At 72.2% G+C, this 15,122-nt stretch carries 15 protein-coding genes; 3 read left to right on the top strand and 12 right to left on the bottom strand.

Annotation, left to right across the window (positions count from 1 at the left end; all coding sequences use genetic code 11):
• Window positions 1–59: 59 nt before the first annotated feature.
• Both B082_RS38040 and B082_RS0117650 read right to left on the bottom strand, forming a co-directional pair.
• The gene (locus B082_RS38040; RefSeq protein ID WP_078622591.1) at window positions 60–251 is read right to left on the bottom strand and encodes a DUF397 domain-containing protein; all 192 of its coding nucleotides are present in this window, start codon (window positions 249–251) and stop codon (window positions 60–62) included.
• On the bottom strand, window positions 238–1,125 hold the full coding sequence (locus tag B082_RS0117650; protein ID WP_026249906.1) for a helix-turn-helix domain-containing protein: 888 nt from the start codon (window positions 1,123–1,125) through the stop codon (window positions 238–240). Before B082_RS0117650 ends, B082_RS38040 begins: the two co-directional genes overlap by 14 nt.
• A gap of 251 nt (window positions 1,126–1,376) precedes the next feature.
• Between B082_RS0117650 and B082_RS0117655 the strand changes: the two genes are divergently transcribed.
• The gene (locus tag B082_RS0117655; protein WP_018553142.1) at window positions 1,377–1,838 is read left to right on the top strand and encodes an ATP-binding protein; all 462 of its coding nucleotides are present in this window, start codon (window positions 1,377–1,379) and stop codon (window positions 1,836–1,838) included.
• 24 nt (window positions 1,839–1,862) lie between these two features.
• Window positions 1,863–2,090, top strand: a complete 228-nt coding sequence (locus B082_RS39505; RefSeq protein ID WP_018553143.1) for a hypothetical protein — start codon at window positions 1,863–1,865, stop codon at window positions 2,088–2,090.
• Between the two features lie 41 nt (window positions 2,091–2,131).
• Here B082_RS39505 and lspA read toward each other — a convergent pair whose 3' ends face one another.
• The 7 genes from lspA to B082_RS0117695 form a co-directional block, all read right to left on the bottom strand.
• The gene (lspA, locus tag B082_RS0117665; RefSeq protein ID WP_018553144.1) at window positions 2,132–2,689 is read right to left on the bottom strand and encodes a signal peptidase II; all 558 of its coding nucleotides are present in this window, start codon (window positions 2,687–2,689) and stop codon (window positions 2,132–2,134) included.
• A 103-nt stretch (window positions 2,690–2,792) separates the two neighbouring features.
• Entirely contained in the window at window positions 2,793–4,373 is a 1,581-nt protein-coding gene (locus tag B082_RS0117670; protein WP_018553145.1) for an AMP-binding protein, read from the bottom strand.
• 71 nt (window positions 4,374–4,444) lie between these two features.
• Window positions 4,445–5,647 carry an acyl-CoA dehydrogenase family protein gene (locus B082_RS0117675; protein WP_018553146.1) on the bottom strand — a complete coding sequence of 401 codons (1,203 nt, stop codon included), beginning with the start codon at window positions 5,645–5,647 and terminating at the stop codon, window positions 4,445–4,447.
• Window positions 5,644–7,602 carry an acetyl/propionyl/methylcrotonyl-CoA carboxylase subunit alpha gene (locus B082_RS0117680; RefSeq protein WP_018553147.1) on the bottom strand — a complete coding sequence of 653 codons (1,959 nt, stop codon included), beginning with the start codon at window positions 7,600–7,602 and terminating at the stop codon, window positions 5,644–5,646. Before B082_RS0117680 ends, B082_RS0117675 begins: the two co-directional genes overlap by 4 nt.
• Window positions 7,603–7,610: 8 nt before the next feature.
• Window positions 7,611–9,218: an acyl-CoA carboxylase subunit beta gene (locus B082_RS0117685; RefSeq protein ID WP_018553148.1), complete on the bottom strand. Its 1,608-nt coding sequence runs from the start codon at window positions 9,216–9,218 to the stop codon at window positions 7,611–7,613.
• The gene (locus tag B082_RS0117690; RefSeq protein WP_018553149.1) at window positions 9,215–10,945 is read right to left on the bottom strand and encodes an acyclic terpene utilization AtuA family protein; all 1,731 of its coding nucleotides are present in this window, start codon (window positions 10,943–10,945) and stop codon (window positions 9,215–9,217) included. Before B082_RS0117690 ends, B082_RS0117685 begins: the two co-directional genes overlap by 4 nt.
• A gap of 86 nt (window positions 10,946–11,031) precedes the next feature.
• Window positions 11,032–11,826 (bottom strand): TIGR03084 family metal-binding protein, encoded by a 795-nt coding sequence (locus B082_RS0117695; RefSeq protein WP_018553150.1) that lies wholly within the window; start codon window positions 11,824–11,826, stop codon window positions 11,032–11,034.
• Between the two features lie 261 nt (window positions 11,827–12,087).
• Between B082_RS0117695 and B082_RS0117700 the strand changes: the two genes are divergently transcribed.
• Window positions 12,088–12,810, top strand: a complete 723-nt coding sequence (locus B082_RS0117700; protein WP_018553151.1) for a dienelactone hydrolase family protein — start codon at window positions 12,088–12,090, stop codon at window positions 12,808–12,810.
• A 242-nt stretch (window positions 12,811–13,052) separates the two neighbouring features.
• On the opposite strand, the gene B082_RS0117705 is transcribed toward B082_RS0117700, so the two are convergent.
• The 3 genes from B082_RS0117705 to B082_RS39205 all read right to left on the bottom strand — a co-directional run bounded on the left by B082_RS0117705 (window position 13,053) and on the right by B082_RS39205 (window position 15,090).
• Complete coding sequence (locus tag B082_RS0117705; protein WP_018553152.1) at window positions 13,053–13,571, bottom strand: DinB family protein; 519 nt, start codon at window positions 13,569–13,571, stop codon at window positions 13,053–13,055.
• A gap of 222 nt (window positions 13,572–13,793) precedes the next feature.
• Window positions 13,794–14,747, bottom strand: coding sequence for an EamA family transporter (locus B082_RS0117710; protein ID WP_018553153.1), 954 nt, complete (start codon window positions 14,745–14,747; stop codon window positions 13,794–13,796).
• Between the two features lie 178 nt (window positions 14,748–14,925).
• Window positions 14,926–15,090, bottom strand: coding sequence for a hypothetical protein (locus B082_RS39205; protein WP_018553154.1), 165 nt, complete (start codon window positions 15,088–15,090; stop codon window positions 14,926–14,928).
• Between the last annotated feature and the right edge of the window lie 32 nt (window positions 15,091–15,122).

A 15,122-nucleotide genomic window follows, 5' to 3' on the forward strand; every position in this document is an offset into this window, starting at 1 on the left:
AAGGCTTCGTGAACGTGGCGCCGGCCGCCACGGGCGAAGTACCGCTTGTACGCGGGCACTTACCGTTCGCCCCGAACCACGCTTCCAATGAACGCGCGCCATCCACCTGCGGCACAGGTCAACACCGGGCCTGCCTGCACCTTGCTGTCCCGCACGGCGACCCCGGCCCCGAGGTGCGCCACCTCGACACAGTTGCCGTTTCCGTTGCTGTGGCTCGATTTGAACCACTCAGCGTCGTCAACCCTTTTCATAGCTCCCTGCTACCTCACCGATCAGGCGCCGCGACGCCTGCTCATCCAGCGATGCGTTCCAGACGTTGTCGAAGGCCGCGTCGTACTGTTGCACCTCCCGCTCCTTGTCCAGATACAGCCCCCCGGTGTACCCATCCGCGTAAACCGTCGGCGGCTCCGTGGCGACCCCCTCACCAGTCAGCGGGAAGCGAAGGATCACGAACGGCCCCGTCACCACCCCGGCATGCATACCGGCCGCGAAGGGAACCACCCGGATGGAAATGTTCGTCCGCTCCGAGACGTAGATCAGGTGCGCGAGTTGCTGCGCCATCACGTCATGCCCCCCGACAGGCCGACGCAGCACCGCTTCGCCCAGCACCGCTCGGAACACCGGCGGGTCAGTGACGCGGGTGAGCAACGTCTGCCGTTCGATGCGTAGCCGTACGCGCCCGTCGAGATCCGCCTCACCGATGTCCCGGATGTGTGTGCGGATGATCTCTCGCGCGTATCCCTCGGTTTGAAGGAGCCCCGGAACAATGTCGCTCTCGTACATCGACAGAGTCGACGCAGCCTCTTCCAGCCCTACGTAGACGTCGAACCCTTCCGGAATCAAGTCACCATAGGCATGCCACCAGCCGCGCGCTTTGGTCTCTTTGGCTAGTCCCATCAGCGCCTGCGTGAGATCCGGGGGCGCCCCGTACACGAGGCACATGGCCTGGACGTCCAGGCTCCGTAACGCTGTCTGGCCAGTCTCGATGCGCCACATCTTCGCTTCGGACCACTCCAGCTTCGCCGCCGCCGCGCGCACGGTCAGGCGAGCTCGGTTACGCAGCTCTCGAAGGTTTCTCCCCAGCTGACGCCGCGGAACGGTCGACCCGGTCGGACCTTCAGCCATCTCAACTCCCCTTACACACCTCAGTATGAAGGACTTTCGCCCCTCGCGATGAAAGCAGGTTGATGCTCGTTTCGCAGTACAAGTCATCTGTTCGATGCTTTATCAGCGGTACATCGCTATGAAGTCTTGCACGGAGATTGCACCGCTGTGCAGTCTGAGAACCACTCTCCGTGAGCGTCGAGTGGGCGAGACAGCTGTGCCGACGCGCACGTTTCGCCTGCCGCGTACGGCAATTCCCCTGAGGACAACTCGTGCTCGACCTCCCCCAGGCCACCCTTCACCCCACCGTCTGCACACCCCTCGCCAGCCCACCCCGCTCCCTGCTCCTCGCCGCCGAGCCCCAATCCGTGGGCCACGCACGGGCGTTCACTCGCGAACACGTCGGCCACCACGCACCGCACGCGACGGAACACCACACGGACACCGTCGTCCTGATCACCAGCGAACTCGTCACCAACGCCTACCGGTACGGAACCGAGCCCGGAGACCTGATCGCCGTCGTCGTCGACATCGACGACGCCCGGACCCGTATCGAGGTGCACGACCCCGTACGACGCCTGCCCCGACGCCGGGCGGGCGGGGCGGAGCCGGGGCATGAACCCACGCGTGGGCGTGGCCTGTTGATTCTGGACGCGCTGTGCCCCGAGCGATGGGGCGTCGGTGACCGGCCGCTCGGAAAGTTCGTCTGGGCGGAGGTGCCGTACGCCGACTGACCTTGCACGAGGTGTTCGCGGCGGGTGCCGGGCCACGGTAGGCGTGACCGGCTCCGCACGGCGCACGGATTCACCTTCCTGGAGGCGAATCCGTGCGGCCAGTGGGACTGGATCGAGGAGGCCTGGCGTTGGTGGAACGAAGCCGGCCGCCCCTCCCACGACCGGTTCGGCTACGTCCGCGAGGCGGACGGAAGTGCGTACGCGCGGTACATCCCCGACGGTGCCCGCTGGGACCTGCCGGCGCCCGGGTGACCCGGCCGCGCGCGCTCAACACGGCACTGCGGCCGTGCGCCCTACGCCGCCTCCCCCTCCGGGCCCCCCGCCTCGTACGAACGGGCCACGGGCCCGGTCGTCGGTGAGCCTCGGAAGGACAGCAGGAGGGCCAGGGCGCAGCCGCAGGTGATGGCCCAGTCGGCGAGGTTCATCACGCTGAAGCCCCGGACGGAGATGAAGTCGACCACCGCGCCCTGGAGGCCGCCGGGGGTGCGGAAGAGGCGGTCGGTCAGGTTGCCGAGGGCGCCGCCCAGGAGCAGGCCGAGGGCGATGGCCCAGGGGGTGCTCGCCAGGCGGCGTGAGTAGCGGACCACGACGACGGCGACGGCCGTGGCGATCAGGGTGAAGACGATCGTCGTCGCCTCACCCATGCCGAACGCGGCGCCGGGGTTGCGCTGCACGCGCAGGACCAGCCAGTCCCCGAGCACGGATACGGTCGTACGGCCTTCGAGCCTCGCGACCACCGCCAGCTTGCTCCCCAGGTCGACGGCGTACGCGAGGGCCGCGATCGCCCACAGCAGGTAGGCGCGCCTGCGCGTGGGCGACGCCGCGCCCGTCACCGTGTCGCTCGTCGTCACGTCCGGTCTCCTCGCACTCCTGGCCCTCGTCGCGCCACGGACAGCTCTTTCCCGTGAGGAGAGTATCCGGGCGGCAGAACCGGGCCCGCTCACCGGCCTCCCGTCACCGCCCGTCCGCCCGCTCCCGTGGTTCGCGTAGTTCCCTGCGGAGGATCTTTCCCGAGACCGCGCGCGGGACCGTCTCGATGAACTCGACCTCCCGCACCTTCTTGTACGGGGCCACCCGCTCCGCCACCCAGGCCATCAGGGCGTCCGCCGTCAGGTCCGCGCCCGGGGTGCGGACCACGCAGGCCTTCGGGATCTCGTTGCCGTCGGGGTCGGGGACTCCGATCACCGCCGCGTCGGCGACCGACTCGTGGCCGAGGAGCAGCGCCTCCAGTTCGGCGGGGGCGACCTGGTAGCCCTTGTACTTGATGAGCTCCTTGACGCGGTCCACGACGAACAGCCAGCCGTTCGCGTCGACCCGGCCGACGTCGCCGGTGTGGACCCAGCCGTCCGGGTCGATCATGGCGGCGGTGGCGTCGGGGCGGCCCAGGTAGCCCTTCATGGTCTGGGGGCCGCGGATCAGGATCTCGCCGTCGGTGTCGATGCCCAGGTCCTCGCCGGGGGTGTCCAGGGACGTGATGCGCAGTTCGGTGTTGGGGAGCAGTTTGCCGACGGTTCCGGGCGGGGCGTCCGGGGCGTCGATGGGTACGACGTTGGCACCGGGGGACAGCTCCGTCATCCCGTACGCCTGGAGCACGGCCGGTACGCCCACGCGGGCGGCGCACGCGGCGGCCAGGTCGGCGTCCAGGGGGGCGGCGGCGCTGACGATGTACTCGACGCCGGACAGGTCGTAGGCGTCGACGGCCGGGTGTTTGGCGAGGGCCAGGACGATCGGCGGGGCCACGTACAGGCCGGTGACGCGGTACTCCTGGATCACGCCGAGGAACTGGTCGAGGTCGAAGCGCGGCAGCACGACGACCGTGGCGCCGCTGCGCAGCGGGACGTTCAGCAGGGCGGTGAGGCCGTAGATGTGGAAGAAGGGGAGTACGGCCAGGATGATCCGGCCGGGCTCCATGGGGATGAAGGGGCGCAGCTGCTCCAGGTTGCTGCCGATGGAGCGGTGGGTGAGCATGACGCCCTTGGGGGTGCCGGTGGTCCCGGAGGAGTACGGGAGCACGGCGACGTCGCCGGCGTCGAACGCGATGTCCGGTTCCGGGGCGGTGGAGCCGAGCATGTCGAGGACGGAGGTGTGGCCCTCCGCCCGGTCGCAGACGTAGATCTCCTGGACGCCGCCCGCGAGTTCGGCCGCCCGGCGGGCCACGTCGAGGAACAGCGAGACGGTCACGATCCAGCGGGCGCCACTGTCCTCGATCTGTTTGGCGAACTCCTCGGCCGTGGCCAGCGGGTGCACGGTGGTGACCGCCGCTCCGGCCCGCGTCGCCCCGTAGAAGACGGCCGGGTAGGCGATCGTGTTGGGGCTGTGGAGGGCGAGCACGTCGCCCTTGCGCAGGCCGGCCTCGGCCAGGTGGGCGGCGATGCGGCGGTGGAAAGTGTCCAGCTGGGCGTAGGTCACGCTCATGCCGTTGGTGCCGTCGATCAGGGCGACGGTGTCCCCGTGGGCCGCGGCCCCGCCGAGGACCACGTCGTGGATGGGCGCTTCCAGGACCGGAACGTCTGCGTACTCGCTGTGGAACACCATGGTCGTTCCCTTCGAGGGCGGGGCGAAGGGCTGCGGCCGGTGGCCGCGGCCCGTACGGCGGGGAGCTGCGCTCAGTACGACTTCGGCAGCCCCAGCGTCTGGTGGGAGATGTAGTTCAGGATCATTTCCCTGCTGACCGGTGCGATCCTGGCCACCCGGGCGCCCGTGATCAGGGACGCGAGGCCGTACTCGCGGGTGAGACCGTTGCCGCCGAGCGTGTGCACCGCCTGGTCCACCGCCTTCACGCACGCCTCACCGGCCGCGTACTTCGCCATGTTCGCCGCCTCGCCCGCGCCGAAGTCGTCGCCCGCATCGTAGAGCCGGGCGGCCTTCTGCATCATCAGGCGGGCCAGTTCGATTTCGATGTGGGCCTGGGCCAGCGGGTGGGCGATGGCCTGGTGGGCGCCGATCGGCTCCTTCCACACCTGGCGGGTCTTCGCGTAGTCGACGGCCCGGCCGAGCGCGTAACGGCCCATGCCGATGGCGAAGGCGGCGGTCATGATGCGTTCGGGGTTGAGGCCGGCGAACAGCTGGAGCAGGCCGGCATCCTCTCCTCCATTCTCGGCTCCGCTCGAACGGGAGGGGCCCCCTCCGACCAAAGCCTCGGCCGGCAACCGCACGTCGTCCAGGACGAGTTCGAACTGCTTCTCCGGCGCCTGGACCTCCATGTCGATCTGCGACCGCTGGAAGCCGGGTGTCTCGCGGGGGACGATGAACAGGCAGGCCTTGAGCTTGCCGGTCCTGGCGTCCTCGGTGCGGCCGACGATGAGCGTGGCGTCCGCGATGTCGACGCCGGAGACGAAGACCTTGCGGCCGGTGAGCAGCCAGTCCTCGCCGTCGCGGCGGGCGGTGGTGGTGATGCGGTGCGAGTTGGAGCCGGCGTCGGGCTCGGTGATGCCGAAGGCCATGGTGAGGGAGCCGTCGGCGAGACCGGCCAGCCACTGCCGCTTCTGCTCCTCGGTGCCGAAGCGGGCTATCACCGTGCCGCAGATCGCGGGCGAGACGATCATCATGAGAAGGGGCGAGCCGCAGGCCCCCAACTCCTCCAGAACGATGGAGAGTTCGGCCATCCCCGCACCCCCGCCGCCGTACTCCTCCGGGAGGTTCACGCCGAGGAAGCCGGCCTTCGCCGCCTCCGCCCACAGCTCGCGCGGGTGGGCGCCCTCGCTGACGAGGGAGGTCATGTAGGCGCGGCCGTACCGCTTTCCGAGGGCGGCGACGGCGGCGCGCAGGGCCTGGTGCTCTTCGGTTTCGAGGACGGTGCTCGTGCTCATGCGTGCTCCTCAGCAGAGTCTGCGGATTCCGTGACGACGGCGAGCAGGGCGCCCACCTCCACCTGGAGGCCGGGCGCGGCGTGCAGGGCGGTGAGGGTGCCGGAGGCGGGGGCGAGGACGCGGTGCTCCATCTTCATCGCCTCCAGCCAGATCAGCGGCTGCCCGGCCTCGACGGTGGCCCCGGCGGCCAGGCCGTCGGCGAGGCGGACGACGGTGCCGGGCATGGGGGCGAGCAGGGAGCCGGGTTCGGTGCGGGCGGCGGGGTCGGTGAAGCGGGGCAGGGCGGTGAAGGTGTACGCGCCGGAGGCGGTGTCCACGTACGCCCGGCCGTCGCGTACGGCCACGTGGAAGACGCGGGTCACGCCGTCGATGTCGAGCGTGGCCCGGATCCGGTCGGCGGAGAGTACGCGGACGCCCTCGGTGCCGACGGCCAGGCCGTCGCGGGTGGGGCGGTAGGTGATCTCGTACTCGCGGCCGTCCGGTTCACTGCGGTAGCGCCGGAGCTGGGGCTGCGAGGGGAGGTTGCGCCAGGCGCCGAATCGCATGAACCCCCCGGCGTTGAGCGTGGCGTTGCGGGCGGCCTCGACGACGGCGGCGGCGGTCGCGGCGTGCCGCGCGGACGTCTCGTCGGGCCCGGGGGTCAGGGCGGCCAGGTGGCGGTCGTAGAAGCCGGTGTCCAGGCGGGCCGCCAGGAAGTCCGGGTGGCGCAGGGAGTGGACGAGCAGCTCCCGGTTGGTGACCGGGCCGTGGATACGGGTGCGCTCCAGGGCGCGGGCGAGGAGCCGTACGGCCTTGTTGCGGGAGGGGGCGTGGGCGATGACCTTGGCGAGCATCGGGTCGTAGTGCACGCCGATGGTGTCGCCGCCCGTGTAGCCGGTGTCCAGCCGCAGACCAGGCTCGTCCGGCACGTCGAACGAGAGCAGTGCTCCGGTCTGCGGCTGCCAGTCCCGCGCCGGGTCCTCCGCGTAGAGCCGGGCCTCGATGGCGTGCCCGCTGGGCTCGGGCGGCGTGGCGGCGGGCAGTGGCTCGCCCTCCGCGATCCGGAGTTGCAGGGCGACCAGGTCGAGCCCGAACACGGCCTCCGTGACGGGGTGTTCGACCTGGAGGCGGGTGTTCATCTCCAGGAAGTACGGGCGCCCGTCGGCGGCGACCAGGAATTCGACGGTGCCGGCGCCCCGGTATCCGACCGCGCGGGCGGCGGCGACGGCGGCCTCGTGGAGGCGTTCCGGCAGCTCGTCGGTCAGGCCGGGCGCGGGGGCCTCCTCGATGACCTTCTGGTGGCGGCGCTGGAGCGAACAGTCCCGGGTGCCGAGCGCCCAGACCCCGTCGTGGTCGTCGGCCATGATCTGGACCTCGACGTGCCGGCCGCGCTCCACGTACGGCTCGGCGAAGACCTCCCCGTCCCCGAACGCGGACAGCGCCTCGGCCCCGGCGGCGGCCAACTCTCCGGGCAGCGCGCTCAGTTCCCGTACGATCCGCATCCCGCGCCCGCCACCGCCCGCCGCCGCCTTCAGCAGCAGCGGCAGGTCGTCGGCGGTGGCGGCGGCCGGGTCCACGGGGGCGAGGAGCGGCACCCCGGCGGCGGCCATCAGTTCCTTGGCGCGGGTCTTGGACGCCATCAGCTCGATGGCCCTGGCCGGCGGCCCGACCCATACGAGCCCGGCGTCCCGCACGGCGGCGGCGAAGCCCGCGTTCTCGGAGAGGAAGCCGTACCCGGGGTGCACGGCGTCCGCCCCGGCGGCGAGCGCGGCGGCCACGACGAGGTCGCCGCGCAGATACGTGTCGGCGGGGGCCGCACCCGGCAGCCGTACGGCGGTGTCGGCCTCCCGGACGTGCAGGGCGCCGGCGTCCGCGTCGGAGTACACGGCGACGGTGGCGATGCCGAGCGCCCGGCAGGTGCGGAAGATCCGGCAGGCGATCTCGCCCCGGTTGGCGACGAGCAGGCTGGTGATCACTTCACTCCTCACATCCGGAAGACGCCGAAGCCGCCGCGGGCGCCCTCGACCGGTGCGGTGTGGATGGCGGACAGGCACATCCCGAGGACGGTCCTGGTGTCGCGCGGGTCGATGACCCCGTCGTCGTACAGCCGCCCGGACAGGAACATCGGCAGGGACTCGGACTCGATCTGCTGCTCGACCATGGCGCGCAGTCCGGCGTCGGCCTCGTCGTCGTAAGGACGCCCCTTCGCGGCGGCCGAGGCGCGGGCGACGATGGAGAGCACCCCGGCCAGTTGCTGCGGCCCCATGACGGCGGACTTGCTGCTGGGCCAGGCGAAGAGGAAGCGCGGGTCGTAGGCCCGGCCGCACATGCCGTAGTGCCCGGCGCCGTAGGAGGCGCCCATCAGGACCGACAGGTGCGGGACCTTCGAGTTGGACACCGCGTTGATCATCATGGCGCCGTGCTTGATGATGCCGCCCTGCTCGTACTCCTTGCCGACCATGTAGCCGGTGGTGTTGTGCAGGAAGAGGAGGGGGATGTCGCGCTGGTTGGCGAGCTGGATGAACTGGGCGGCCTTCTGCGACTCCTCGCTGAACAGCACGCCCTGCGCGTTGGCGAGGATGCCGACCGGGTAGCCGTGCAGCCGCGCCCAGCCGGTGACCAGGCTCGTCCCGTACAGCGGTTTGAACGCGTCGAAGTCCGAGCCGTCGACCAGCCGGGCGATGACCTCGCGCGGGTCGAACGGCACCTTCAGGTCCCCGGGCACGATGCCGATCAGCTCGTCCTCGTCGTACTTCGGCGGTTCGGCGGGGCCCGGATCGCTGTGCGCCTTGCGCCAGTTGAGGCGGGCGACGATGCGGCGGGCCTGGCGCAGGGCGTCCTGCTCGTCCACGGCGAAGTGGTCGGCGAGCCCGGACGTACGGGCGTGCATCGCGGCGCCGCCGAGCGATTCGTCGTCGCTCTCCTCACCGGTCGCCATCTTCACCAGGGGCGGGCCGCCCAGGAAGACCTTGGACCGCTCCTCGATCATGACGGTGTGGTCGGACATACCGGGCACGTACGCCCCGCCGGCGGTGGAGTTGCCGAAGACCACGGCCACGGTCGGGATGCCGGCGGCGGAGAGCCGGGTGAGGTCGCGGAAGAGCGCGCCGCCGGGGATGAAGATCTCCTTCTGGGACGGCAGATCGGCGCCGCCCGACTCGACCAGGCTGATGACGGGGAGCCGGTTGGCGAAGGCGATCTCGTTGGCGCGCAGCGCCTTCTTCAGCGTCCACGGGTTGGACGCGCCGCCGCGTACGGTCGGGTCGTTGGCGGTGATCAGGCACTCCACGCCCTCCACCACCCCGATCCCGGTGACGAGCGAGGCGCCCACGGTGTATCCGGGGGCCTCGCTGCCCCAGGCGGCCAGCGGCGACAGTTCGAGGAACGGGGTGTCCCGGTCGACCAGCAGCTCGATGCGCTCGCGGGCCAGCAGCTTGCCGCGCGAACGGTGCCGCTCGACGTACTTCGTGCCGCCGCCCTCCAGCGCCTTGGCGTGCGCGGCGTCCAGCTCGGCGAGCTTGTCGAGCATGGCGGCCCGGTTGGCCGCGTATTCGGGGCTCGCGGTGTCGAGCCCGGTGGGCAGGACGGTCATACGTGGTCCTCCGGCTCCAGCAGGGTCACGGGTATGTCCAGGTGGCGTGAGCGCAGCCACTCCCCCACGGCCTTGGCCTGCGGGTCGAAGCGGTGCTGGGCGGCGACCCCTTCGCCGAGCAGCCCGTGGACGGTGAAGTTCAGGGCGCGCAGGTTCGGCAGGACGTGGCGTACGACGGTGAGTCCGGCGGTCTCCGGGAGGAGAGCGCGCAGTCGTTCGACGGTCAGTTCGTGGGCCAGCCAGCGCCACGCCTCGTCGTCCCGGGCCCACACGCCGACGTTGGCGTCCCCGCCCTTGTCCCCGCTGCGGGCCCCGGCGACCCGGCCGAGGGGCGCGCGGCGGGTCGGCCCCGGCGCCAACGGCGCCGGCAGCGGCGGCTGTTCGACGTCCGCCAGGGGCCGCGTCCGTACGGGGTGCGCGACGGTCCGGCGCGTCCCGTCCGGAGTCACGGCGACGTGCTCGACCTCCCCCGCCGGTACGTACCCGGCCTCGAACACGCCGTAGGGCGCGCTCTTGCCGGGCGGGGCGGTGACGTGGAAGCCGGGGTAGCTGCCGAGGGCGAGTTCGATCGCGGCGCCGGACAGCGCGCGCCCGACGGGGTCCGGCTCCCGGTCGCGGACGACGAGCCGGAGCAGGGCGCTCGCGGTCTCCTCGGTGTCGGCGTCGGGCCTGTCCGTACGGGCCAGCTCCCAGCGCACCTCGTCGGGCTGCCGTCCGGCGCGCGCGAAGGCGTCCGCGAACTGGTCCCGCACGAGCCGTGCCTTGGCCTCGATGTCGAGCCCGGTGAGCACGAAGACGACCTCGTTGCGCCAGCCGCCGAGCCGGGTGAGCCCGGCCTTGAGGGTGGGCGGGGGTGCCTCGCCTCGCACGCCGGAGATCCTGACCCGGTCCGGCCCGTCGGACGACAGCCGTACGGTGTCGAGCCGGGCGGTGACATCGGGGCCCGCGTACCTGGCTCCCCCGGTCTCGTACAGGAGTTGGGCGGTGACGGTGCCGAGGTCGACCACGCCGCCCGTGCTGTCGTGCTTGGTGATGACGGACGTGCCGTCGGCGTGGATCTCGGCCACGGGGAAGCCGGGGCGGCGGATGTCGTGGGCGCGGAAGAAGGAGTAGTTGCCGCCCGTGGCCTGTGTCCCGCACTCCAGGACGTGCCCGGCGACGACGGCCCCGGCGAGCGCGTCGTGATCCTCCGGGCCCCAGCCGAAGTGGGCGGCGGCGGGCCCGGTGACGAGGGCGGCGTCGGTGACCCGGCCGGTGACGACGACATCGGCCCCGGCCCGCAGGCAGGCGGCGATGCCCGCGCCGCCGAGGTAGGCGTTGGCGGTGAGGAACCCCTCCGGTACGGGCAGGCTGTCGCCCTCGACATGGGCGACGCGCACGGGCACGCCGACCTTCCCGGCCAGCTCGCGCACCGCGTCGGCCAGCCCGGCCGGGTTGAGCCCGCCCGCGTTGGCGACGATCCGCACGCCCCGCTCGTGGGCGAGCCCGAGCCCCTCCTCCAACTGCCGCAGGAACGTGGTGGCGTAGCCGCGCGCGGGGTCCTTGAGGCGGCCTCGGCCGAGGATGAGCATGGTCAGCTCGGCGAGGTAGTCACCGGTCAGGACGTCCAGGGGGCCGCCGGTCAGCATCTCGCGCACCGCGTCGAAGCGGTCGCCGTAGAACCCGGAGGCGTTGCCTATACGGAGGGGCGGGGGCGCCGGGGACCCGGACGCCGGGGACGCGGACACCGGGGACGCGGACACCGGGGACGGGGCCGACGGGGACCCGGGCGCCGGGGACGCGGACGCCGGGGACCCGGACGCCGGGGGCGGGGTCATCGGGGGGCCTTCGGGGGGCGGCCCGGACCGGCGGGGCCGGCGAAGGCCTGGGCGACGGAGAGCCAGGTGTCGGCGTCGGCCCCCTCCGCCCGGACGGCGAGGTCGTCACGGTGGGCGCGCTGGGTGACGAGCAGGCAGAAGTCGTGCAGCGGCCCGGTGACGCGCTGGGCGGCGCCCTCGGGCCCGTACGCGATCAACTCGCCGTCCGGCGCGGTCAGTTCCACCCGGAACTCCTCGCCGGGCGGCTGCATCCCCCGGACGAGGAAGGCGTAGTCGCGGGCCCGGACCCCGATGCGCGCGACGTGCCGCAGCCGGGCGGTGGGGGTGCGGGTGGCCCCGAGGGCGTCGGCGACGTCCTGGCCGTGCGCCCAGGTCTCCATGAGCCGCCCGGTCGCGACGGACGCGACGCTCATCGGCGGCCCGTACCAGGGGAACTTCGCCCCGGCGGGCGCCGCCCGCAGGGCCTCCTGCAACCGCTCGCGCCCCTCCCGCCAGCGGGCGAGCAGCGCGTCCGGGGCGTACGCGGCGACGATCTCCCCGGCGGCCACGTCGACGAAGCCCTCGGGGTCCTTCATCGCCTTCGCCACCTCGTCGCCGAACCTCCCGGGGTCGGTGACGGAGATCAGCGCGACGTCGTCGGTCCAGCTCAGGTGGGCGATCTGGTGGGCGACGCTCCACCCCTCGGCGGGGGTCGCCCCCGCCCACTGTCTCGCGCTCGCCCCGGCGACGAGCAGATCGAGCTCCCGGCTCTCGCTGCGCAGATCGTCGAGCACGGCTGAGGCATCGGACACGGTGCGCTCCCCTCGGGGCGTGGCGGTGTGCCCGGGAGCCTGCCAGCGGAACGGAAAACAATCAAGCATGCTTGCATGATTTTTATCGCCGTGCCCGGGGCCGCCCGCCCCTGTTAGCCTTCCGGAGGCCGTGCGAAAGACCGAGGAGGTGGTACCCGTGAACGTTGTATCGACATGGGTGCTCCCCTCAGGGGTCACGGTCGGGCGATAGGTCGTCGTCCGGGAGCGCCGTTCCACGCGCTTTCCCCGAAAGGCACGACCATGCGTTTCACCTCCGAGCAACGCCTCGACAACGGCGTCCTCGTACGCGAATTCACCCTCGGCGAGATCCCGGGCACCCTGTGGACGCCCGCGTCCGCCGAACCGGCCCCGCTGATCCTGATGGCCCACAACGGCGGCCTGCACCGACGGGAATCCCGGCTGGTGGGCCGGGCCCGGCAGGCCGCGTCCCACGGTTACGCGGTGGCCGCCATCGACGCCCCCGGACACGGGGACCGGCCGCGTTCCGCCGACGACGACGCGGCCCGCGCCGAATTCCGCCGGGCGATGCGGGCGGGCGAACCGGCCGACGAACTCTTCGAGGCCTTCGTCGGCCCACTGGTCGCGAAGACGGTCCCGGAATGGCGGACCACCCTGGACGCCCTCCTCGAACTGCCCGGCATCGGCGGCTCCGTCGGCTACTCGGGCTGGACCGCCGTCGGCATCCGCCTCGCGGCCACCGATCCCCGCATCCGGGCGGCCGCCTTCTTCGCCGGCGGCTACGTGCCCCGCGCCCAGCACGAGGAGGCCCGCCGGGTCACCGCCCCGCTGCTGCTCCTGCTCCAGTGGGACGACGAGGGCAACCCGCGCGGACGCGCCCTGGACCTGTTCGACGCCTTCGGCAGCGAGGAGAAGACCCTGCACGCCAACGTGGGCGGGCACGCGGGCACCCCGTGGTTCGAGGTGGACGACGCCGAACGGTTCTTCGCACGCCACCTGAGCTAGTGCCGTGGCAGCCAGGGTTTGCCCCGTCGCGACGCCCGGCACGCACTCTCGCCGCACCGGACGAAAGCCCGAGTACGTCCAGTACGAGGGCTTCCGGCCGGCACGCCGAGAGCACGCACCGGACGCCGCTCCTTCCGGGCAAACCTTGGCCGCCACGGCACTAGGAGGGGCGCCGGCCCGGCGGCGGACGGTTGCCCGCTGCCGGGCCGGACGGCCGCCGACGGGCTCGGACCGCCCGCGGGCTACTGCCCCTTCGACGCCGCCTCGGCCATCTTCGCCGTCGTGCTCGCGCCGTCCAGCGCCTCGCGGATGATGTCTGCGTGGCCGCTGTGGTGGGCGATTTCGCGGAAGATGTGCCCCAGGATGCGGCGGACGCTCCAGACGACCGGGTCCGGGGGCGACCAGGGGTACGTGGGGAGCGTGATCTCGCGGTCGAGGTCGGCCTCGTCGCGGACCGCGCCGTCGAACGCGGCGGACGCCGCGTGGAAGGCGTCCAGCAGCTCCGGCAACGTATCGGAATCGGTCATCCGGCTGCCGTCCGGGTCGAGGTCGCTCCACTCGACCTTGGCCGGCGCCGTGCCGTCGACGACGGACAGCCACATGCGCTGCACGGTGCCGAGGTGCTTGAGGAGGCCGCCGAGCGTCAGCCGGCTCACCGTCGTACGGGCGCGTGCCTGTTCGTCGTCGATCTCGGCGACGGTGAAGAGGAAGTTGGCGCGCTGGTCTGTCGCGAGCGCGAGCAGGTCATCACGTTCCGTCATGGGGTCCTCTCGATCGGATCTTGTGATCACCTTAGGAGCGGGGGCCCGGCTCCGGTGGCCGATCCGCGAAGTGCACGGCGCTTCCGGCGTCCGCCGGGCAGTACAGCTCGGTCGCGGCTTCGCCCTGGGGGGGGGATGCCCATCGGGGTACCGAACGTGGTGATCGTGGAGAACAGCCGCACCTCGCGTCCGCCGAGTCGCAGGATCATCGGCCCGCCCCCGTCACCGCTTTCCGGCGCCCCGCACCTGCCCGCGCACCGCGCCCATGCTCGCGCCGATGACCAGGGCGATGGCGAGGGCGTCCGTCGTGGAGAGGGCCTGGTCGAGGAGGAGGAAGCCGGCCAGGGCGGCGATGGCGGGTTCCAGGCTCATCAGGATGGCGAAGGTGGGCGCGGGCAGGCGGCGCAGGGCGATGAGTTCGAGGGTGTACGGGAGGACCGAGCTCAGCAGCGCGACGGCGGCGCCCAGCCCCAGCGTGCTCGGGACGAGGAGCTTGGAACCCGCGTCCATGATGCCGAGCGGCAGCGAGAGGAGGGCCGCCACCACCATCGCCAGGGCCAGCCCGTCGGCCTGCGGGAAACGGCGGCCGGTGCGGGCGCTGAAGACGATGTACGCCGCCCACATCGCCCCCGCCGCGAGGGCGAAGGCGGCGCCCACCGGGTCGAGCCGGTCGAAGCCCCCGCCGCTGAGCAGGACGACCCCGGCCAGGGCGAGGGCCGCCCAGACGACGTTGACCGGGCGGCGCGAGGCGATCACCGACAGGGCGAGCGGGCCGAGCACCTCCAGGGTGACGGCGGCGCCGAGCGGGATGCGGTCGGCGGCCTGGTAGAACAGCGTGTTCATGCCGCCCATCGCGACGCCGAAGGCCAGCACCGTGCCCCAGTCGGCGCGCGAGTGGCCGCGCAGCCGGGGCCGGCAGACGACGAGCAGCACCAGCGCTGCGGCGGCCAGCCGCAGCGTGACGACGCCGAGCGCACCGGTCCTGGGCATGAGCAGCACGGCGATGGCGGCGCCGAACTGGACGGAGAGACCGCCCGCGACCACCAGCGCGACCGGGGCGAGCGCGGCCCGCCGCCCGCCGGTCCGGTCCGGGCCGCCGAGCCCGGGGGCCGCGACCGCCTCCGGCACGGCTACGGCGGCTGCGGCCGGCTCTGCGGCGGTGCTCTGGTCGTTCACCCGGGGCCTGTCCTTCTTGGTTCCATGAACATCACGAGTGCAGCATGATGCACTACCCGATACACGGTACTGCACTCACCGGATGCGGCCCGTCCGTCCACGGTAAGGACTCGCGCCGGGCTTACGAAATGAAATGCCGCCGGGGTCGGCCCCGGCGGCATCGAATGCCCATGGCGCTCTACGAGTTGCAGGCCGGCAGGAACTCAAGACCCTCCGGCACCCCGTACTCGAAGACCGCGGTGTACGCCTCCACGGCGTCGCACCCCTTGTCCATCCACTGCACGGCGACCAGGCTCCAGATCACAAAGGCGATGACGCACGCCCACCCCACCAGTTTTGACATGTTCGCGAATATCCCCGCGCATTCGGCGGAGT

Source organism: Streptomyces sp. ATexAB-D23 (genome assembly GCF_000373645.1).
In the GTDB taxonomy this organism is placed as follows: Bacteria; Actinomycetota; Actinomycetes; order Streptomycetales; family Streptomycetaceae; genus Streptomyces; species Streptomyces castrisilvae.

What these genes read in the sequence shown, in the direction of transcription:
- B082_RS0117675 (WP_018553146.1), bottom strand. Translation starts at nt 5,647, where the DNA reads ATGAGCACGAGCACCGTCCTCGAAACCGAAGAGCACCAGGCCCTGCGC.
- B082_RS0117685 (WP_018553148.1), bottom strand. Translation starts at nt 9,218, where the DNA reads ATGACCGTCCTGCCCACCGGGCTCGACACCGCGAGCCCCGAATACGCG.
- B082_RS39205 (WP_018553154.1), bottom strand. Translation starts at nt 15,090, where the DNA reads ATGTCAAAACTGGTGGGGTGGGCGTGCGTCATCGCCTTTGTGATCTGG.
- B082_RS0117705 (WP_018553152.1), bottom strand. Translation starts at nt 13,571, where the DNA reads ATGACGGAACGTGATGACCTGCTCGCGCTCGCGACAGACCAGCGCGCC.
- B082_RS38040 (WP_078622591.1), bottom strand. Translation starts at nt 251, where the DNA reads ATGAAAAGGGTTGACGACGCTGAGTGGTTCAAATCGAGCCACAGCAAC.
- B082_RS0117700 (WP_018553151.1), top strand. Translation starts at nt 12,088, where the DNA reads ATGCGTTTCACCTCCGAGCAACGCCTCGACAACGGCGTCCTCGTACGC.
- B082_RS0117670 (WP_018553145.1), bottom strand. Translation starts at nt 4,373, where the DNA reads ATGGTGTTCCACAGCGAGTACGCAGACGTTCCGGTCCTGGAAGCGCCC.
- B082_RS0117650 (WP_026249906.1), bottom strand. Translation starts at nt 1,125, where the DNA reads ATGGCTGAAGGTCCGACCGGGTCGACCGTTCCGCGGCGTCAGCTGGGG.